The sequence below is a fragment of the Sphingomonas baiyangensis genome, from assembly GCF_005144715.1.
GTDB classification, from domain to species: domain Bacteria; phylum Pseudomonadota; class Alphaproteobacteria; order Sphingomonadales; family Sphingomonadaceae; genus Sphingomonas; species Sphingomonas baiyangensis.
The window spans coordinates 1,760,458-1,780,211 of sequence record NZ_SWKR01000002.1; the positions used below are offsets into that span (position 1 = coordinate 1,760,458).

The 19,754-nt window shown below is 68.2% G+C and carries 18 protein-coding genes and 1 tRNA gene; 12 read left to right on the forward strand and 7 right to left on the reverse strand.

What is annotated here, in order from left to right:
• Nucleotides 1-68 precede the first annotated feature (68 nt).
• The 3 genes from FBR43_RS11750 to FBR43_RS11760 all read right to left on the reverse strand — a co-directional run bounded on the left by FBR43_RS11750 (nt 69) and on the right by FBR43_RS11760 (nt 3,103).
• Nucleotides 69-144 (reverse strand) — tRNA-Val (locus FBR43_RS11750).
• A gap of 47 nt (nt 145-191) precedes the next feature.
• Nucleotides 192-1,610 carry a S41 family peptidase gene (locus tag FBR43_RS11755; RefSeq protein WP_249276564.1) on the reverse strand — a complete coding sequence of 473 codons (1,419 nt, stop codon included), beginning with the start codon at nt 1,608-1,610 and terminating at the stop codon, nt 192-194.
• A gap of 143 nt (nt 1,611-1,753) precedes the next feature.
• Nucleotides 1,754-3,103, reverse strand: coding sequence for a putative O-glycosylation ligase, exosortase A system-associated (locus FBR43_RS11760; protein ID WP_136943296.1), 1,350 nt, complete (start codon nt 3,101-3,103; stop codon nt 1,754-1,756).
• A gap of 135 nt (nt 3,104-3,238) precedes the next feature.
• Here FBR43_RS11760 and FBR43_RS11765 point away from each other — a divergent pair, with 135 nt between their 5' ends.
• Entirely contained in the window at nt 3,239-4,975 is a 1,737-nt protein-coding gene (locus tag FBR43_RS11765) for an adenine nucleotide alpha hydrolase family protein (RefSeq protein WP_136943297.1), read from the forward strand.
• 5 nt (nt 4,976-4,980) lie between these two features.
• On the opposite strand, the gene FBR43_RS11770 is transcribed toward FBR43_RS11765, so the two are convergent.
• Nucleotides 4,981-5,829 carry a metal-dependent hydrolase gene (locus FBR43_RS11770; RefSeq protein ID WP_136943298.1) on the reverse strand — a complete coding sequence of 283 codons (849 nt, stop codon included), beginning with the start codon at nt 5,827-5,829 and terminating at the stop codon, nt 4,981-4,983.
• Between the two features lie 48 nt (nt 5,830-5,877).
• Here FBR43_RS11770 and FBR43_RS11775 point away from each other — a divergent pair, with 48 nt between their 5' ends.
• The 9 genes from FBR43_RS11775 to lptG all read left to right on the forward strand — a co-directional run bounded on the left by FBR43_RS11775 (nt 5,878) and on the right by lptG (nt 15,757).
• Nucleotides 5,878-6,450, forward strand: coding sequence for a TetR/AcrR family transcriptional regulator (locus FBR43_RS11775; RefSeq protein ID WP_136943299.1), 573 nt, complete (start codon nt 5,878-5,880; stop codon nt 6,448-6,450).
• A 57-nt stretch (nt 6,451-6,507) separates the two neighbouring features.
• Nucleotides 6,508-7,578: a GTPase ObgE gene (gene obgE / locus FBR43_RS11780; RefSeq protein WP_136943300.1), complete on the forward strand. Its 1,071-nt coding sequence runs from the start codon at nt 6,508-6,510 to the stop codon at nt 7,576-7,578.
• A 205-nt stretch (nt 7,579-7,783) separates the two neighbouring features.
• Entirely contained in the window at nt 7,784-8,899 is a 1,116-nt protein-coding gene (gene proB / locus FBR43_RS11785; RefSeq protein WP_136943301.1) for a glutamate 5-kinase, read from the forward strand.
• A complete protein-coding gene (locus FBR43_RS11790; protein WP_136943302.1) occupies nt 8,896-9,804 on the forward strand; it encodes an NAD-dependent epimerase/dehydratase family protein in 909 nt (302 codons plus the stop codon). Before proB ends, FBR43_RS11790 begins: the two co-directional genes overlap by 4 nt.
• A 62-nt stretch (nt 9,805-9,866) precedes the next feature.
• On the forward strand, nt 9,867-10,112 hold the full coding sequence (locus FBR43_RS11795) for an acyl carrier protein (RefSeq protein ID WP_136943303.1): 246 nt from the start codon (nt 9,867-9,869) through the stop codon (nt 10,110-10,112).
• Between the two features lie 7 nt (nt 10,113-10,119).
• A complete protein-coding gene (gene spt, locus FBR43_RS11800) occupies nt 10,120-11,388 on the forward strand; it encodes a serine palmitoyltransferase (RefSeq protein ID WP_136943304.1) in 1,269 nt (422 codons plus the stop codon).
• 22 nt (nt 11,389-11,410) lie between these two features.
• Complete coding sequence (locus tag FBR43_RS11805) at nt 11,411-13,372, forward strand: ATP-binding protein (protein WP_249276565.1); 1,962 nt, start codon at nt 11,411-11,413, stop codon at nt 13,370-13,372.
• A gap of 97 nt (nt 13,373-13,469) precedes the next feature.
• The gene (locus FBR43_RS11810) at nt 13,470-14,660 is read left to right on the forward strand and encodes an LptF/LptG family permease (RefSeq protein WP_169542587.1); all 1,191 of its coding nucleotides are present in this window, start codon (nt 13,470-13,472) and stop codon (nt 14,658-14,660) included.
• Nucleotides 14,657-15,757, forward strand: coding sequence for an LPS export ABC transporter permease LptG (gene lptG, locus FBR43_RS11815; protein WP_136943305.1), 1,101 nt, complete (start codon nt 14,657-14,659; stop codon nt 15,755-15,757). Before FBR43_RS11810 ends, lptG begins: the two co-directional genes overlap by 4 nt.
• Before the next feature lie 10 nt (nt 15,758-15,767).
• Here lptG and FBR43_RS11820 read toward each other — a convergent pair whose 3' ends face one another.
• Nucleotides 15,768-16,865: a fatty acid desaturase family protein gene (locus FBR43_RS11820; protein WP_136943306.1), complete on the reverse strand. Its 1,098-nt coding sequence runs from the start codon at nt 16,863-16,865 to the stop codon at nt 15,768-15,770.
• Nucleotides 16,866-16,952: 87 nt separating this feature from the next.
• Here FBR43_RS11820 and FBR43_RS11825 point away from each other — a divergent pair, with 87 nt between their 5' ends.
• Entirely contained in the window at nt 16,953-18,104 is a 1,152-nt protein-coding gene (locus FBR43_RS11825) for an N-acetyltransferase (protein WP_136943307.1), read from the forward strand.
• A 116-nt stretch (nt 18,105-18,220) separates the two neighbouring features.
• Entirely contained in the window at nt 18,221-18,418 is a 198-nt protein-coding gene (locus FBR43_RS16315; protein ID WP_136943308.1) for a hypothetical protein, read from the forward strand.
• A 169-nt stretch (nt 18,419-18,587) separates the two neighbouring features.
• Here the strand turns inward: FBR43_RS16315 and xth are convergent, their stop codons facing one another.
• Both xth and erpA read right to left on the reverse strand, forming a co-directional pair.
• Nucleotides 18,588-19,358: an exodeoxyribonuclease III gene (gene xth, locus FBR43_RS11835; RefSeq protein ID WP_136943309.1), complete on the reverse strand. Its 771-nt coding sequence runs from the start codon at nt 19,356-19,358 to the stop codon at nt 18,588-18,590.
• Nucleotides 19,359-19,367: 9 nt separating this feature from the next.
• A complete protein-coding gene (erpA, locus tag FBR43_RS11840; protein WP_136943310.1) occupies nt 19,368-19,712 on the reverse strand; it encodes an iron-sulfur cluster insertion protein ErpA in 345 nt (114 codons plus the stop codon).
• Nucleotides 19,713-19,754 lie beyond the last annotated feature (42 nt).

Below are 19,754 nucleotides of genomic sequence, written 5' to 3' on the forward strand. Positions count from 1 at the left end.
TTGCCGGCCCCATGGGCCATGCGATGCGGCAGGCCTATCGTGTCGGCGGCGTCAAGGGAAGCGGGGGATGGTGGGCGCTGACGGGCTCGAACCGCCGACCCTCTCGGTGTAAACGAGATGCTCTACCAACTGAGCTAAGCGCCCCTGCGGCCACGCCGTTACGCCAGTGGCGCGCGCGCCGCAAGCCGCGTTCAGAAGCTGCCCGGCACCTCGCGCTGCGCGGTACTGGGCCGATCGGGCATCAGCAACTGGCGTTGTGGCGGCGCGGCCATGCGCGCCAGCGATGCAGAGGCGCCGGCGATGCCCGTGCATTGCCCGCCGGCGAGAAAGTCGAGCGCCGCGCGCGTCGACGCCTCCTGCGGATCGCCTAGCGGACGCGAAAGGTCGTCGGGCGCCTGACAGGTGCGTTCCATCACCGGGGCCAGCCCCTGATAATAGTCGCCCTGCCCGTTGGCATTGTCGACCTTGAGCGCCACCACGCGCAGCCGGTCGTCGCACGGCGCGTTGTCGAGCCCGATCTGCCCCACCGGCTTGCCGAAGGTATTGGTGCCGACCAGCGCGGCATTGGTGCCGAGATACGGACGCATCGCGTTGATGACGAGCTCGCTGGCCGATGCGGTGCCGCTGGTGCCGATGAACGCGACGCGCATCGGCGCCACCGATTGCGGCTGCGGATTGAAGAAGCGCGTGCTGTTCTGCGATGCCTTTTCAGGGCGGAACACCGTGCGGCTCCAGATGTCCGATGCCGCGCGGTCGCGCCCCATCAGGTCGCCCATCAGATCGGCGATCGAGATCAGCCCGCCGCCATTGTAGCGGAAATCGACGATCAGATCGTTGATGCCCTGTGCGCGCAGCTGCGCAAACGCATTTCGCAGCGCCGGATCGGCCGGGCTGATGAAGGTGCGCAGGTTGACATAGCCGACGCGGCGTCCGCCATCGTCGATCACCCGCAAGCCGTAGCGCGACGACACGGGCTCGATGGCATAATCGGCCTTGGCGATCGTCACCGTCCGCTGCGTGCCGGTCGGCTCGTTGAAGCGGATGACGCGTTGCACGCCCGGATCGCTTGGTCCGAGCGCAGCGCTCACGCCGCCCGGCCCCTCGCTTGCCATGATCGCGCCCACGCTGCGCAGGTTGTTCTCAGCGGTGCCGATCGCCACCAGCTCGGCGCCGCGATCGATGCCAGCGGCAAGTGCGGGCGTGCCCTCGTAGCTCTCGGCGACGTAAACGCGATCTGCCGCCTCGTTATAGGAGAGACGAAAGCCGAAGCCCGCCGATGCGCCTTGCTGGTAGAAGGCGTTCTCCTCGGCGATCGAGGTGATGTAGGTGAAATAGCGGTCGCGACCCTGCGCGCGCGCAGTGGCGGTCAGCGAATCGAGATAGGCCTCGACCGTGCCGAAGCCGCCCGGATTGGGATTGGCGGGCAGCGTCTCGGGGAACAGATACCATTCGCGCATCCGCGCGGTCACCCAGTCCTTGCGCGCGGCGACGCTGCACGCGGTGGTGACGGGCGGGGTCGTCGCACCGGGCGTCGGCGTAGGCGTAGGCGCGGGCACGACGGCGGTGCCGCCGGCACTGCCGCCCCCTCCGCCGCCGCAACCGGCGAGCATCGCGATGAGAGCAAGGGGAGCGCCCAGCCGGCGCATCAACGCTTTACTTTGCATATCAGCCACTTACCCCAAGCCGCCAAGCATGTCACGCGGCACGCGACCCACAGTCTGACGGGCCGTTCTGCGCCTGTCCATGGCCGGCGCTAACCGGCAACCGCCTGCGTACGCCACGGCACCGCCGCCACCGCGCGGCGCTTGCGCGCGGCATAGGTATCGAGCGCGATCTGCACGCCGAACCACATGTAGAAGAACGACTGGAAGGCGAGGCTGAGGAACAACGATCCGACGAGATAGATGACGTGCGCGATCTGCAATGCGGTCGCCAGATCGGCGATCCAGCGCGTCTCCTCGGGCCCGCGCCGATGGCGCCAGCGCAGCATCTCGGTACGCAGCAACCCGGCGATGTTGAGTGACATCCACAGGATGAAGCCCGGCCAGCCGAGCTCGCCCAGCACCTCGAAATAGCTCGAATGCCATGCGCGACCGGCATCGACGGCCTGGATCGTCTCGGGCGCCTGCACCGGCGCGCCGGGTTCGGGGCGGATCGTCGTCTGCACTTGGAGGCGGTTCTGGAGATAGGCCGCAAAGCCGCCGCCATTGGGATTGTCCTGCACGAAATCCCAGGTCCATTGCCACACCAGCACGCGCGTCGACGCCGACTGGTCCTGCTCGTAGCTTTGGATCGTATCCATCCGCTTGGTGAAACTGTCGGGCAGGAACGGCACCGCCAGCGCGCCCGCCGCCCCCATCAGCCCCAGCCACAGCAGCCGGCGCTTGGCATCGCGCAAAAGCAGCAGAATGAGCACCGCGATGCATACCAGCCCCGTCCGCGCCTCGGTGCCGACGGGGATCAGCAGGCAGGCGAAGATCAGTGCCGAGCCGAACAGCTTGAGGCGCCAGTCATGCGGAAACAGCGTCTGGTGCTTCATCAGGAACAGGATGAGCGGGATCATCGCGATCGCGACCGCCGAGATGGTCGAGCCTTCGTACAGCCCGGCATTGTTGCTGACGCCCAGATTGAGCACGCCATAGCCGCCGCCCGAGCCCAGCGTCTTGATGCCGCCGGTGATGATGATCGACCCCGCCGCCAGCACCATGAACGCGACCAGCCCTTCCATGCGAAGCCGCGTGGTGAGCGTGAACGGCAGGAAGATCGCGAACACCAGCGTCTTCCACACCCAGTCCCATTTCTGCGCCGCCTCGATGGGGAAGTGCGAGGCGGGCAGCGTATAGGCCGCCCAGCCGAGGATCAGCAGCATCAGCACCTGCCGGATGCTGAGCCGCGTCGCTTCCTTCTTGTCGAACAGCAGCCAGCCGATCACCGCGGCGGCGAAGAACAAGAGCGAGATGGGGATCGACGACAGCAGATAATAGGAAAGCCGCTGCGGCGAGACGAGATCGATATAGACATAGCCCAGCACGAGCACGAACGGCTTGCGCAGCCCGAGGCCGAGCAGCATCGCTAGGAAAGCGACAAAGGCTAGGTCGCGCATCGGTTCAGGACCGGCGGTGGGCGAAACGGCGATGCATCGGCGGCGACGCTAGGCGAACAGGCGTTGCGAGCGCGTTAAGGACGGCCGGCGCGATACGACTAACGTTCCGTCCACCCTTGCGGGCTATGCGAAGCCATGGCCGGCTTGCATATCGTCCGCACCGATTCCCGCGACGATCCCGCGCTGGTCGCCGCACGCGCGCAGTTCGCGCGGCATGGGTTCGCCGCGCCGAGCGTTCTTCGATGGCCTGGCTGGACCGCGCTGCACTTCGGCTATGCGGTTGGCGGCGTCGAGACGCTCCATGTCGATGGCGACGATTTCGTCGCGGTCGCCGGCACGCTGACCTTCGGCAACGCGATAGGTAAGCCCGCTCTCGTCGCGCTCCTGGCGGGCTGGGCGGGAGTGCCTGACTGGGATCGGCTCGGCGGCCAGTTCACCGTGCTGATCCGCAAAACGGGCCGGACCACAATCTTCGGCGACTGGTTCGGCGCGCACCAGTTGTTCCACGACGACGATCTCGGTGTGCTGACCACTTCGTTCCTCGCCGCGGTACGCGCCCTGCCCCGGCCGCGCTTCGATGCGCAGGGCGTGTACGAGTTCGCATTCAACGTCGTGCCGATCGGCAACGACACGGTGATCGAGGGGCTCAAGCTGCTCGATCCGCGCACGATGCTGACGCTCGATCGTGATGGCGCACACGTTGTCGCCATCGAGAAACGCCTGCCCGACACCGCCGATGCGATGCCGCCCGCCGAGCGCATCGCGCTGCATCGCCGGCTGCTGATGCGCGTCGTCGACGCGCATGTCGGCCATTTCGGCGATCGCATCTTTTGCCCGCTGTCGGGCGGCATCGATTCGCGCCTGCTGCTCGCGGCGTTGCGCGCCGCGGGCAGCCGCCCGCACGTCTATGTCTATGGCGACCGCGACGAGGACGATGTGGTCTTCGCCGAAGCGATCGGGCAGGCGATGGGCTTCGCGGTCGAATGGGTCGACAAGGACGGCGCCGTCTCGGTGACCCCCGACGGCTTCGCCGAGCGCGTGGCGACCGATTTCGAGCAATTCGATGCGCTGCCAACGTTCGGCAACATCTTCGACAATGGCGGTGCGGCCTATGGTCGCGACAAGCGCCATGCCGGCGGTGCGCTCGCGGCGTCGGGTGGCTGCGGCGAGATCTGGCGCGACTTCTTCTTCCTGCCCGACCGGCCGCTCAGCCCGCGCGCCGTCGCGCACAGTTTCTTCGCGCGCTTCGATGCGCGCGATGCGACCGGCGCCTTCGATCCACGCGCCTTCCTGGGCGCGATCGAGGCGAAGATCGCCGATGCGCTGGGCGTCGCCAATCCCGCCGCCAAGCTGTCGCGCCAGTGGATCGAGCAGGCCTATCCGCGCGTGCGCTGCCGATCGCTGTTCGGGCGCGAGATCAGCCTCGAATCGCGACTGTCGCCCTATATGATGCCGTTCCTCGATCACCGGCTGGTGGCGGCAGCGATGCGGCTGCCGATGCCGATGAAGCAGGCGGGCCGCTTCGAGGCGCAACTGCTCGCCGCGATCGACCCCGAGCTCGCCGCACAGCCATCGGCCTATGGACACAGCTTCACCGAACCGCCTTCGGCGGCGCATGTCCGCAGCGAGGCGCTGAGCCGCATTCGCCCGGCATGGTTGCGCCGCCGCAGCTACGCGATCCAGCGCCGGCTCGGCCGCGCGACGGGCGACGAGCATGGCGGGCTGCTGACGCCCGAATGGCTGGGCCGCGTGCTCGACCTCGATATGCCCGCCATGCGCCGCTTCTTCGTGATCGAGCGCATCGCGGACCGCGCCGTCTACCGCCGTATCGCCGCGCTCGAATATCTGGCCGAGCAGACCGGGCTAGCCTGAACCGATCAGGCCGCCGCCAGCCGCGCCGCCGCGTAATCGCTGTCGACCTTGCCGATCAGCGCGCGATCATCGTGGTTCCAAGGGTGGAAGCCCGGCAGGAAAAAGCTGGCCCACGCGCCCAGCACCTTGCGTGCCATGCCCGGCCGGCCGAAGGCATAGGCCGCCAGCCGCCACTTGATGCGCCAGCCTGTCAGCCCGTCCTGCCGCAGCAGCTCGAGCATCCCCTTGGTGCGCCCCGCGAAGAAGCGCGCGGTGACGATCAGCATCACCAACGCCTTGATCCGCCAGCGCTTGAAGCGGCTCCAATGGCGCGTGGCGTGCAGCCAGGTATCGTAGGCGACGCCCTTGTGTTCGATCTCCTCGATCGCGTGCCAGCGCCACAGCGCCGCCGCCTCGGGATCGGCGCCCGCGAGATGCGCGGGCTCGGCGACCAGCTCGTGCGCCAGGATCGCGGTGAAATGCTCGAGCGCCATCGTCGCCGCCAGCCGCCCGATATCGGGCCGCCCGTCGGCAATCGCGAGCACGCGGTCGACCTCGGCCTCGAGCGGCGCCGTATCATAGCCCTGCTGCGTCACATGCCGGTTGAACGCCACATGCTCGCGCGTGTGCAGCACTTCCTGCTTGATGAAGGCGTTGATCTCGCCGGCAAGCTGCGGCGGCGTGCCCTCGCGAAAACGCCGCACGCTGTCGACGAAGAAAGCCTCGCCCTTGGGGAACGTCACCGACAGCGCGTTGTAGAAGGCGGTCGCCACCGGATCGTCGTTCAGCCACCAGCGCCGCGGCGCGCCCTCGCGCGCGAAACGCCGGTCGCGCGGCGTAATCGTCAGGTCGGCCGGAGTCTTTGCGTTCGCCATCGAATTCCTCCACATCGTGGAAATGCCAGCTAAGCGCTACTTACATTCATGTCAATAGCACGTCGCCGCCTCACCCCCGAGGAGTCGCGCGACAGCGCCTTGCAGGCCGCGCGCGACCTGCTGATCGAGGCGGGGCCGCAGGCCGTCACCCTGAAGGCGGTGGGCACGCGCATCGGCCGCACGCATGCCAATCTGCTGCACCATTTCGGTTCGGCATCGGGGCTGCAGAAGGCGCTCGCCGCCAGCATGGCCGAGACGATCACCGCCAAGATCGGCGCCGCCGCCATCCGCGCGCGGCAGGGCCTGCAAGAGCCGCGCGAGGTCGTCGACCTCACGTTCGAGGCGTTCGACACCGAAGGCGCGGGCGCGCTGGCGAGCTGGATGATCCTGTCGGGCAACGAGGACGCGCTCGACCCCATCCTCGAGGCGATCCACCGGCTGGTCGACGACCTCGCCGACGCCGGCCATGCCGACAAGCCGATCCACGAGGATACGCTGCAACTGGTGTTGATGGCGCTGGGCGATGCGCTGATGGGCGGATCGATGACGCGCGCGCTCGGGTTGCCGCGCGATACCGCACGCAAGCTTGCGCTGTCGGCGCTGATCCGGTCGCAGGGCTGAGCCCTACCAGTCGGCACGCCGCTGGCGGGCGCGCCGGCTTTAGGCTATCGGCGCGCGATGCATTTTCTCGATCAGGCCAAAATCTATGTCCGCTCGGGGCATGGCGGCGGTGGCGCCGTCAGCTTCCGGCGTGAGAAGTTCGTCGAATATGGTGGCCCCGACGGCGGCGACGGCGGCAAGGGCGGCGACATCATCTTCGAGGCCGTCGCCGGTCTCAACACGCTGATCGACTTTCGCTACACCCAGCATTTCCGCGCGCCGCGCGGCAAGGGCGGCGCCGGCACCAACCGCACCGGCGGCGGTGGCGACGATCTGGTCATCAAGGTGCCCGTCGGCACGCAGGTGATCGCCGAGGATCAGGAGACGGTGCTGCTCGACCTCGTGCGCGCTGGCCAGCGCGAGCTGTTCCTGCGCGGCGGCGACGGCGGGCGCGGCAATGCCAGCTACAAGACCTCGACCAACCGCGCACCGCGCCAGCACGGCACCGGCTGGCCGGGCGAGGAAGCCTGGGTGTGGCTGCGCCTCAAGCTGCTCGCCGACGCCGGGCTGTTGGGACTGCCCAATGCCGGCAAGTCGACCTTCGTCAACACCGTCACCAACGCCAAGGCCAAGGTGGGCGACTATGCCTTCACCACCACGCGGCCGCAGCTCGGTGTGGTACGCCACAAGAGCCGCGAGTTCGTGCTCGCCGACATTCCCGGACTGATCGAGGGGGCGGCCGACGGTGCGGGCATCGGCGACCGTTTTCTCGGCCATGTCGAACGCTGCCGCGTGCTGCTTCACCTGATCGACGCCAATGTCGAGGATGTGGGCGAGGCCTATCGCATCGTGCGCGACGAGATCGAGGCCTATGGCGCGGGCCTCGCCGACAAGCCCGAGGTGATCGCGCTCAACAAGTGCGACCTGCTCGACGACGAGCTGATCGCCGCCATCTCGGCCGAGCTGGTCGCGGCATCAGAAGGCGCGCGGGTGCTGGCGATGTCGGGCGCGACGGGCGACGGCGTCGAGGCGGTGCTCGACCAGCTGCTCGAGGCGATCGGCCCCGCCGAGATGACCACCTATGCCGAGATGCGCGAGGACGACGGACCCGAGGACGAGGGAGAAGCGAAGGAATGGTCGCCGATCTGAGGTCAGCGACCCGCTCCCCGCGCTTCTGCCCTACGCGGATCGTCGCAACGATGCGTGAGCGCGAGTCCATGGCCGTCACCCCGGACTTGTTCCGGGGTCCACTGTGCCGCGAAGCGCGAGCGTCTGAAACTGCTGCCCGGTGGACCCCGGAACAAGTCCGGGGTGACGCGGGAATACTGCAACGATCGCTTCCACGGAGGGGCGCTTGAATCCCTTCACCGCCGCCGCCTGCCCGCGCCTGATCGTCAAGGTCGGCTCGTCGCTGCTCGTCGATCCCACAGGCGCGGTGCGGCGCGACTGGCTGGCGAGCCTCGTCGCCGATATTGCTGCGCGTGTGCGCGATGGCCAGCAGGTCGCGGTCGTCTCGTCGGGCGCGATCGCGCTCGGTGCGCGGCGGCTGGGACTGGCGAAGGGCGGGCGCGCGAGTCTCGAGGATGCGCAGGCCGCCGCCGCCACGGGGCAGATCGCGCTCGCCGGCATCTGGGCCGAACTGCTGCACGGCGAAGGCCTCACCGCCGCGCAGATGCTGCTCACGCTCGACGATCTCGAGGATCGCCGCCGCTACCTCAATGCCGCCGCCACGCTCGATCGGCTGCTGCGGCTGGGCGTGGTGCCGGTCATCAACGAGAATGATTCGGTCGCGACCGAGGAAATCCGCTTCGGCGACAATGATCGCCTCGCCGCGCGCGTGGCGGGCGCGGCCGCCGCGCAGGGCGTAATCCTGCTGTCCGACGTCGACGGGCTCTACACCGCCAATCCCGGCAGCGACCCCTCGGCGCAGCACATCCCCCGCGTCGACGACATTGCCGCCGTCGCGCACATGGCCGATCGCGGTTCGGCATCGGGCATGGGATCGGGCGGCATGGTCGCCAAGGTCGAGGCGGCGCGCATCGCCGTCGCTGCCGGCGCGACGCTGGCGATCGTGTCGGGCCGGCCGCCGCATCCGCTCGTCACCTATGCCGAAAGCGGCCACGGCACGGTCTTTCCCGCGGGCGACGCGGCGCCCGCGCGCAAGGCGTGGCTGCGCGGCGGGCTTACGGCGCGCGGCGCGATCCATCTCGATGCCGGCGCGGTTGCGGCGCTGCGCGAGGGACGCAGCCTGCTCGCCGCAGGCGCCACGCGCGTGGAAGGCCGCTTCGCGCGCGGCGATCTGGTTGTGCTGGTCGCGCCCGACGGCAGCCAGGTCGCTCGCGGACTCGCCGAATATGGCCATATGGACGCCGCGCTCGTGGTCGGTCGCCGCAGCGACGAACAGGCCGCACTGCTCGGCTACGCGCCGCGTTCGGCGCTGGTCCATCGCAACCACATGGCCTTGCTGTGAGCGTGCTGGCCGTCACCGGCGGCACCGGCTTCGTTGGCACGCGGCTGATCGACGCAGCGCTGGCGGCGGGTCACACGGTGCGCGCGCTCGCGCGGCGCGAACAGCCGCCGCGTGCGGGCGTGACGTGGATTGCCGGCGCGCTCGACGATACGGACGCGCTGGAACGGCTCTGCGCCGGCGCCGATGCGGTGATCCACGTTGCCGGCGTAGTCAACGCGCCCGATCGCGCGGGCTTCGTAGCGGGCAATGTCGCGGGCACGCGGGCGATGCTCGCTGCCGCGTCAGCCACGGGCGTCGATCGCTTCGTCCATGTCTCGTCGCTGGCGGCGCGTGAGCCGCAGCTCTCGGTCTATGGCTGGTCGAAGGCCGAGGCCGAGCGGCTGGTGGCAGCAAGCGACCGCGCCTTCACGATCATGCGCCCGCCGGCGATCTACGGTCCGGGCGACCGCGAGATGCTCGAGATGTTCCGGCTTGCCAGGCGGGGCGTGGTGCCGCTGCCGCCCGAGGGCCGCTTCTCGACGCTGCACGTCGACGATCTCGCACGGTTGCTGCTCGCGCTTGCCGCAACGCCGGGCGATCGCGCGATCCTCGAGGCCGATGACGAGACGCCGCGCGGCTGGCGCCATGTCGACTTCGCGCGCGCGCTGGGCGAAGCCGTCGGCCGCCGCCGCGTACTGCCGCTTCCCCTGCCCCGCGCAGTGATGGCGGCAGGCGCGCGCATCGCCCGCGCGACGCAAGGGAATGCGGCCAAGCTCACGCCCGATCGCGTCGCCTATTTCTGCCATCCCGACTGGACGGTGGCCGACGATCGCCGCCCGGCGCCCGCCTTGTGGCGCCCCGCCATCGAGACGCGCGCGGGGCTTGCCGCTACCGCCGAGTGGTATCGCGTGCACGGCCTGCTATAGCGCCGCCGAAAAGCCGCCTTAATGTACGGGCACACCCCGCCCAACCCAACTGGAAGACCGCCATGTCCGATCGTCAGGCCATTTTCGATACCGTCGCGCAGCAGATCGAGCCGTTCAACAAGAAGGGCGTCGCGCTCACCGAAAGCACCACCTTCGCCGGCGATCTCGAATGGGACAGCCTGACCGTGATGGATTTCGTCGCCGCGATCGAGGACGAGTTCGACATCCTCATCACCATGAACATGCAGGCCGAGATCGAGAATGTCGGCCAGCTCGTCGACGCCGTGCAGAAGCTCAAGACCGCCTGAGGAACGCATGACCGAAGCCGCCGCAACCGCGCACGCCCTGCCCGCCGAGGCGAACGCCGCGCCGCCCGCGCGCGACCTGTTCTCGAAGTTCGATCCGCTGATCGCCGAGCGCGAGGCGCTGCTCGCCACCGGCGTGCGCGATCCCTTCGCGATCGTGATGGACGAGGTGAAATCGCCGACCGAAGCGGTGATCCGGGGCAAGGACACGATCCTGCTCGGCACGTACAACTACATGGGCATGACCTTCGATGCCGACGTGATCGAAGCCGGCAAGGCCGCGCTCGATGCGTTCGGATCGGGCACCAACGGCAGCCGGATGCTCAACGGCACTTTCCGCGACCATGTCGATGCCGAGAACGCCCTGCGCGAATTCTACGGCGCCGATCATGCGATGGTGTTCTCGACGGGCTATCAGGCCAATCTGGGCATCATCTCGACCATCGCGGCCAAGGGCGACTACATCATCCTCGATGCCGACAGCCATGCATCGATCTACGATGGCTGCGCGCTCGGCAATGCCGAGGTCGTTCGCTTCCGCCACAATTCGGTCGAGGATCTCGACAAAAGGCTGGGCCGCCTGCCCGCCGATGCCGGCAAGCTGGTGGTACTCGAAGGCGTCTATTCGATGCTCGGTGACATCGCCCCGCTCGATCAGATGGTGGCGGTGGCGCGCAAGCACGGCGCGATGACGCTCAGCGACGAAGCGCATTCGATGGGCTTCTTCGGCGAGCATGGCCGCGGCGTGTACGAGGCACAGGGCCTGGAGCTTGGCCGCGACATCGATTTCGTCATCGGCACCTTCTCCAAGTCGGTGGGCACCGTCGGCGGCTTCTGCGTCTCGAACCATCCCAAGTTCGAGGTGATGCGCCTGGCCTGCCGACCCTATATCTTCACCGCCAGCCTGCCGCCGAGCGTTGTCGCCACCGCCGCCACCTCGATCCGCAAGCTGATGACCGCAACCGAGAAGCGCGAGCGGCTGTGGTGGAATGCGCGCACGCTGCACGCCAATCTGAAGGCGCTGGGCTTCCGCCTCGGCACCGAGGCGCCCGACAGTGCGATCCTCGCCGTCATCCTTACCGATCAGCAGCAGGCGGTGATGATGTGGCAAGCGCTGCTCGAAGCCGGCCTCTACGTCAACATGGCACGCCCCCCTGCCACGCCGGCGGGCACCTTCCTGCTGCGCTGCTCGCTGTGCGCCGAGCACCGCCCCGACCAGATCGAGGCCATCACCCGCATGTTCGAACAGGCCGGCCGCGCGACCGGCGCGATCGACTGAGCGCCCCTTCCGCGTGGAGGGGGTGACGCTGGAATCGGGCCGGCTGCGCAGCGCCATCGCGGCGCGGTGGCGCATGTTGCTGCTCGGCGCGGTGGGGATCGCCGGCGCGCTCGTGGCCGTGGCGCTGGTGCTGACGCTTGGCGCCGCCAACCGCGCGCGCGACGCCGCGCTCGATCGGCAATCGCGCAGCTACGAGGTGATGATCCTCACGCGCTCGCTCGGCGGCAACCTCGCCGCGGCCGAAGCGGCGCTGGGCCGCTTCGTCATCAGCGGCGACAAGGCGCTCGGCCGGCGCTTCCAGGCCGAATGGCGCCGCGCACAGGGCGAGATCGATCGCCTGCGTCGCGCGGTGCGCAACAGTCCGGCGCAGGTGACGCGCATCGCTGCGCTCGAACGCGCCTATGCCGCGCGCGGCGCCGAGCTCGGCCGGATCGCGCTGCACAGCAATTACGAACAGAACAATCAGGCGCTCTCGGCCTATTACGATGCGCGCGAGAGCGCGGCGCTTGCCCGCATCGCGCGCATCCTCGCACGTATCGACGCGGCCGAGCGCGGCGAACTCGCGCGCCGGTCAGGTGAGGCCGCCGCGACGATCGATGCGTCCAATCGCGCCGCTGCGCTGCTCGGTGGCTTCGGGCTGCTGCTCGTCGCCGCCGCGCTGGCGCTGGGCTGGGCGATGGTCGGCGCGCTGACCGCGCGACGTCTGGCCGACGATGCCGCCGCGCACGAGCGCGAGCGCGCCGCGGCGCTCGAGGCCGCCGTCGTCGCCGCGACGGAGCGGCTCGAGGCCGAAGCCGCCGAGCGTGCCGCCGCCGAGGCGACGCTGCGGCAGGTACAGAAAATGGAGGCGGTCGGCCAGCTTACCGGTGGCATCGCGCACGATTTCAACAATATGCTCGCGGTCGTGCTCGGCGGGCTCGATCTTGCGCGGCGCCAGCTTGCGCAGGGCGGCGATCCGCTGCGGCATATCGAGATGGCGAGCGAAGGCGCCGAACGCGCCGCCGCGCTCACGCGCCAGCTGCTCGCCTTCGCGCGTGCCGAGCCGCTGCTGCCCGAGGCGATCGATCCGGCCGTGCTCATCGCCGGCATGTCGGACCTTATCGATCGCACGCTGGGCGACAGCATCGTGGTAGTGGTCGAAAGCGACAGCGCAGGCTGCTGCATCTGGGGCGATCGCCACCAGCTCGAGAACGCGATCCTCAACCTCGCGGTTAACGCGCGTGACGCGATGGAGGGGCGTGGCACGATCACCCTCGCCACCGGCATCGCGACGCTCGCCGAAGGCGAGCTGGGGACGGCCGCCGCGGGCGACTATGCCACGATCGCGGTGCGCGACACCGGCTGCGGCATGACGCCCGAGGTGATCGAGCGCGCATTCGAGCCGTTCTTCACCACCAAGCCCGTGGGCAAGGGCACGGGGCTTGGACTCAGCCAGATCTTCGGGCTCGTACGGCAACTTTCGGGCGAGATCGCGATCCGTTCGACACCGGGTGAGGGAACGACGGTGACGCTCTACCTGCCGCGTCATGCGGGGCAGGCGGTCGATGCCGCCGCGCCGGTGCCATGTCCCGCCCCGGCGGCGGTCGCCGAGGCCGGCTACGACGTGCTGCTCGTCGAAGACGATCCGCGCGTGCTCGCCGCCACGATGGCGGCGCTGCGCGAGCTCGGCCATCGACCCGTCGCCTGCGGCGATCCGCTCGAGGCCGAGCGGCTGCTACGCGAAATGACGGCGACACCCGATATTGTCGTGACCGACGTGCTGATGCCCGGCCGCACCGGCCCCGAGCTGATCGAGGCGCTCGCTCCGATGCTCCCCGATGCCGCCGTGCTCTACATCACGGGATATGCCGGCGACGTCGGCGATCGCGCGCTGGCGGGCGCGCACGTCCTGCGCAAGCCTTTCACGCTCGTGGCGCTTGCCGAAGCGGTCGAGGCCGCGGTCGAGCAGACACGCGCGCCGCTGCCCGCCAGGCGGCGTGCCTGACACGCAATTGAAAGGCTGACGCGCGCCGCCGGGCGGGCTATATGGCGCATCCGGCAGCCGATGCCGTGTCCGTTGCCGAGGGTTCGCCGCCGCCACTATGCCCGCAATCGATCGCTACATGGCGCGGCTCATCGCGGTGCCGCTGTTCTCCACGCTGGTGATCGCGGCGATGCTGCTCGTGCTCGACCGGATGCTGCGGCTGTTCGATTTCGTCGCGACCGAGGGCGGGCCGGTGAGCGTGGTGTGGCAGATGCTCGCCAATCTGCTGCCCGAATATCTGGGGCTCGGCATCCCCATCGGGCTGCTGCTCGGCATCCTGCTCGCTTTCCGCAAAATCGCCTCGTCGAGCGAGCTCGACGTGCTGCGCGGCGTGGGCATGAGCTATGGCCGGCTGCTGCGCGTGCCTTACTACTACACCATCGCGCTCGCCGCGCTCAATCTGGCGATCGTCGGCTATGTCCAGCCCAAGGCGCGCTACGCCTATGAAGAGCTGCGCTTCGAGCTGCGATCGGGCGCGCTCGGCGCGTCGATCAAGGTCGGCGAGTTCACCCAGTTCGGCGACAATATGGCGCTGCGCATCGAGGAAAGCCGCGAAAGCGGGCGCGATCTGTCGGGCATCTTCGTCAATTTCCGCGATGCCGAAGGCGGCTGGTACGCCGCCTCGGCCGAAAAGGGTCAGTTCCTCGCGACCGACGATCCTAACACGATCATCTTCCGCCTGACGCGCGGCACGCTGGTGCACAACTCGCCGGGCTTCGTGACGCCGCGCGTGCTGACCTTCACCAGCCACGACCTGCCGATCCCGCTGCCCGAGTTCGGCCAGTTCCGCGCGCGTGGCGACCGAAATCTCGAACGTACGCTGCCCGAGCTCGTCGTCCTCGGACGCGACCCCGCGCAAAGCGAGCAGGTGCGCGACACCAGTCGCGCGGCTTTCCATTTCCGCGTGGTGGAGATTGCGACGATGTTCCTGCTGCCGCTGCTGGCGGTGGCGCTCGGCGTGCCGCCCAAGCGATCGACCTCGGCGCTCGGCGTGTTCCTCGCGATCGTGATGATCGTGACCTATCACAAGATCAACGAATATGGCGAAGCCGTGGGCGGGCTCGGCCGGATCGATCCGCTTATCGCCCTGTGGGTGCCGTTCGTGATCTTCGCCGCACTGATCCTGTGGATGTACCATCAGATCGCACATGTCCCCGGCGGCCAGCCGATCGGCGCGCTCGAGCGCTGGGCAGGCAAGGCTGCGGCAGCGGTGGCGCGGCGGATGCCCGGACGGAGACGCATGGCATGAGCGGCGCACTATCCTTTTTCCCTTCGCGCACCGTCTCGCTCTACATGGGCAAGATGTTCCTCATCCGCAGCTTCGCGATCCTCGCGGCGCTGGTGCTGGTGCTGCAGGCGCTCGACCTTTTGTCCGAAAGCGGGCGCATCCTTGCCTATGAAGGCAATGGCCAGGGGCAGGTGCTGCGCTATGTCAGCCTGCGCACGCCTGAGATTATCGCCCGCTTCCTGCCCTTCTCGGTGCTGCTGGGCACCATCATCACGCTATCGACGCTCAACCAGAACAGCGAGGTCATCGCGCTCAAGGCCTCGGGCCTCTCGGCACATCAGGTACTGGCGCCGCTGATCCTCGCGGCGCTGGGCGTTGCCGTCCTGTCGTTCGCGTTCAACGAGCGGATCGTGGCGCGCGCCACCGCCACGCTCGATGCATGGCGCGCGGTCGATTACGGCCCGGTGCCCGTCGATCGCGGCGACCGCGCCAATGTTTGGGTGCGATCGGGCGACAATCTCATCCAGGCCCGCCAGGTCGCAGGCCGGGGCGACGCCGCGCGGCTGGCCGGTGTGACGGTGTTCGAACGCGAGGGCGGCTCGATCGTTTCGGTGCTGACCGCCGCGCGCGCAACGCGTGCGGGCGAGGGCTGGCGCGCCGAGCAGGTCGAGCGCTTTGATGTCGCGCGTGGGCAGATCACGCGCGCGCCCGCGGCGATCATCGGCGAGGGCGTGCGCTCCGACCAGTTCACGCTGGCAAGTGTCAATGCCGATGGCCTCTCGTTCGTCGAGCTGCGCGCGGCGATCGACGAGCTCGAAGTCGCTGGCCGGCCGACCAAGGCGCTCGAAGGCACGCTCTGGCACAAATTGTCGGGGCCGCTGTCGTCGGTGCTGATGCCGCTCCTCGGCGCGGTCGCGGCATTCGGCGTCGCGCGCTCGGGCAAATTGTTCATCCGTGCGGTGCTGGGGATGATGCTGGGCTTCGCCTATTTCGTCGCCGACAATTTCGCGCTCGCAATGGGCAATCTCGGCGCCTACCCGCCCTTCCTCGCGGCATGGGCGCCGTTCCTGCTGTTCTTCCTGATCGGCGAGGCAGTGCTGGTGCGTACCGAGGAATAGCGCGGGCGGCTCAGCGCGCCGTCATCGTTCCGCGCGCCAGCCGCGCCACTAGCCCCGGCAGCCCCTTGTAGCTCGCCTTGTGATAGACCGAATGCGGCTCGATCGCTGCCGAGATCCGGCGGTGCGCTTCACCGAGCGCGTGGTAGGGCAGCCCCGGCAACAGGTGATGCAGCGCGTGATAGCGCAGGCCGACCGGCGCCCACAGGAAAGGCAGCAGCGCCGGCGGCGGCACGTTGACCGAATCGAGATACTGCGCGGTGAGCGACATTTCCTCGCCCTCATTCTCCCACAGATGCGCGACCAGCGTGCGCACCTGGTTGACGATCATGATCGCCGAGATCGTCGCGAGATACACGCCGAACGCCCACAAAGGCACCACGCCCGTCGCGACCGCGCCAAGCAGCGCGATCGACCAGATGCTCGTCGCGATCTCGAGCTGCCACCACAGCCGGCGGGCCGCACCCTCGGCAGGGCGGCGGCGGAAATCGGGATTGATGCACAAGGCCGAATAGCGTGCCTCGACCACCGGACGCAGCGAAGGCACGATGAGCGACAGCGGCGTCAGCACGGCATAGCGCACGAGAAAGCCGATCGGCGCCAGCGCCGCGACCGCGAGGAACAGCGGCAGGCTCCACGGCTTCATGTTGGCGAGCGGCAGATATTCGGGATCGTCGATCGTGCCGTAGCGCGTCTTGGCGTGGTGCAGGTTGTGCACGCCCTCATAGGTGAAGGACGGCGCAAGCAGCGGGATGCCAATCAGCACGTTCCACCCCAGCCGGAAGCCGGGCAATGCCGCGTGCTTGATATGGCTCACCTCGTGGATGAAGCTCGCGGCGCGATACAGCGCGAGCACCGACACCACCCAGGCAGCGATGCCCCATCCCGACGCACCGAGCGTGACGGCGGCCGCGAACGCGGCATAGCCGATGACCGACGACGCGATCAGGTCGCTCCAGTAGATCGCGGGGCGCGGTGCCGTCAGGTCGCGCGTCAGCTCGGACGCCGCGCGCAGCATCGCCCGGTCGTCGGCGACGGGAGCGCGGCGCGAAACCGTGCGCGGCGTCGGTACACCGGCGGCATCGCGCCGATCGAGGGAAAACGAGTTCATGGCTACCAGCAATATCGTCAGATAATGGCGGGATATGGGCGTCGCGGCCGCTTGACACAACACCGGCGAGACCGGACGGAACGGTGCATGACCACGACCCGCCCCGTCGCCACCAAGGCCGATCTCGAAGCCTTTATCGATCTGGCCTATCGCCTCAATGCCGACGACCCCAACTGGGTGCCGCCGCTGCGCGCCGAAGTGCGCGACACGCTATCGCCCAAGACCAATGGCTGGTTCAGCCATGCCGAGGCACAGTTGTTTCTTGCCGAGCGCGATGGACGTGTGGTGGGCCGCATCTCGGCGCATGTCGACACGCTGGCGCTGACGATGCCGCCCGAACAGGGCTTCGGCCCCGGTTGCGGCCAATGGGGCATGTTCGAGGCCGAGGACGCCGAGGCCGCGGCCGTGCTGATCGACACCGCCGAGACATGGCTCAAGGGCCGCGGGCTCGATCGCGCGCTCGGTCCGATCAGCCTGTCGATCTGGGAGCAGCCGGGACTGTTGACGCAGGGCTTCGATCACAAGCCGACGGTGATGATGGGGCACAATCCGCCGCACTATCGTGCTTGGATCGAGGCGGCGGGCTATGCGCCGGCCAAGGAACTCGTCACCTACGAACTCGGAATCACGCAGGACTTTCCGCCGCTGGTGCAGCGCATCGTCGCGGCGGGTGATCGCAACCCGCGCATCCGCATCCGCCGCGTCGACAAAGCGCGCTTCGCCGAGGAGGCGGCGATCATTCTCGGCATCCTCAACGATGCCTGGTCGGACAATTGGGGCTTCGTGCCGCTTACCCCGCCCGAAATCGAGGATGTCGGCAAGAAGCTCAAGCCGATCGTGTTCGAGGATCTTATCCGCATCGCCGAACTCGACGGCGAGCCCGTGGCATTCATGATTACACTGCCCGATCTCAACGAAGTGATCGCGCCGCTCAAGGGCTCGCTGCTGCCGTTCGGCTGGGCGAAGCTGCTGCTATGGATCCGGCGCCCGCGGGCGCGCACGATGCGCGTGCCGCTGATGGGCGTGGTCAAGCGGTTGCAGGCGTCGCGCATCGCGAGCCAGCTGGCTTTCATGATGATCGAATATATCCGCCGTGACGCAGTGGCGAAATACGGCGCCGAACGCGGCGAGATCGGCTGGATTCTCGACGACAATCAGGGGATGATCGCCATCGCCGACACGATCGAGAGCAAGATCAACCGGCGCTACACGATCTTCGAGCGATCGCTCGACGCCTGACGCGCGTCGCGACCGGACCGGGCATTCCGGTCCGATCGCATGCTGCGGCTCACACGCCGGCCGGAAGCGTCACGCCCGCGCGATCCCAGCCCCGCCGCGTATTGCATTCGGTGCGCATGATGCGCGAGTTCGGCTGCGCATCGCGTAGGCAGACCTTCTGGTTGGGGTTCTTCGCACGCGCAGGTGCGGCCTTGCTCGAGGCCTCGGCCTTCGGCGCGCGCGCCGGGTCGACGGCCGTGGCAGCGGCAGGCGACGAGGCGGCGGCAGCCATTGCGGCAATCGCGATCATGGGGGTGGCAAAGCGGAACATCTGATTTCTCCTCCAAGTTGCGCCGTTCTCGCCGGCGACAACCGTGTTAGTGCACTAGTTGTGCCAAACACTGGTCATGTGAGATTTCAGCGTGTTAGCGTTATCCGTAATCGCCGAAGGTGATGCAAAGAAGCGATAGGTACTACTATATGGCGCATTGCGCCAACTGGTCGTCAGCGGAGCGTGACCCAGGTCGGCGCATGGTCGCTAGCCTTTTCGCGGCCGCGATGCGCCTTGTCGACGCCGGCATCGGCCAGCCGGTCGGCGGCGGTGGGGCTGAGCAGCAGATGATCGATACGGAAACCCGCATCGCGCTGCCATGCGCCCGCCTGATAGTCCCAGAACGTCCACACACCGCCGCCGGGAAAGCGGGTGCGTAGCGCATCGGTCCAGCCCTGCGCCAGCAGGCGACGATAGGCCGCGCGCGATTCGGGCTGCATCAGCGCGTCCGATGCCATCGCGCGCACCGAGAATACGTCGTCGTCGTTGGGGATGACGTTGTAGTCGCCCGCAAGCACGACCGTCCGTTCGCTGTCGAGCAACGTGCGCGCATGTGTCGCGAGACGCTCGAACCAGCGCAGCTTGTAGTCGAACTTGGGGCCAGGCTGCGGATTGCCGTTGGGCAAATAGATCGACGCGACCACGAGGTCGCCGACCTCGGCCTCGATATAGCGGCTGTGCTCGTCCTCGGGCTCACCCGCCAGCCCGCGCACGCGCTCGACGGGATCGACGCCTTTCGCGAGAATGGCAACGCCATTGAACCCCTTCTGCCCGTGCCATACCGCGCCATAGCCGGCGTCGCGGATATCGGCTTCGGGAAAGGTCTCGTCGCTCGACTTCAGTTCCTGAAGGCAGACGATGTCGGGCGACTCTTCGGCGAGATATTCGAGCAGGCGCGGCAGGCGCGCCTTGATGCCGTTGACGTTGTAGCTGACGATCTTCACGCGCCGCGCTCAGACCGAGAAGCTGGTGCCGCAGCCGCATCCCGATGCCGCCACCGGATTATCGACGCGGAATGCTGATCCACCGAGGCTCTCGACGAAATCGACACGCGCACCGCGTACCAGATCGAGGCTCATGGGGTCGACGACCAGCCGAACGCCATCGGTCTCGACGGCGATGTCATCGGCCTCAGGCACATCGGCCAGTCCGAAGCGGTACTGGAACCCCGAACAGCCCCCTCCTTCGACCGACAGTCGCAGGATCGCAGGCTTGCCCTGCCGCTCGGCAATGGCGGCAACGCGCGCCGCGGCACTGGCGGTCAGCGATATGGCGGCGTCGGAAACGGCTTGGGTCATCGTCATCAGATAGGCCCGCGCATACGCTCCGGCAATGCGGAC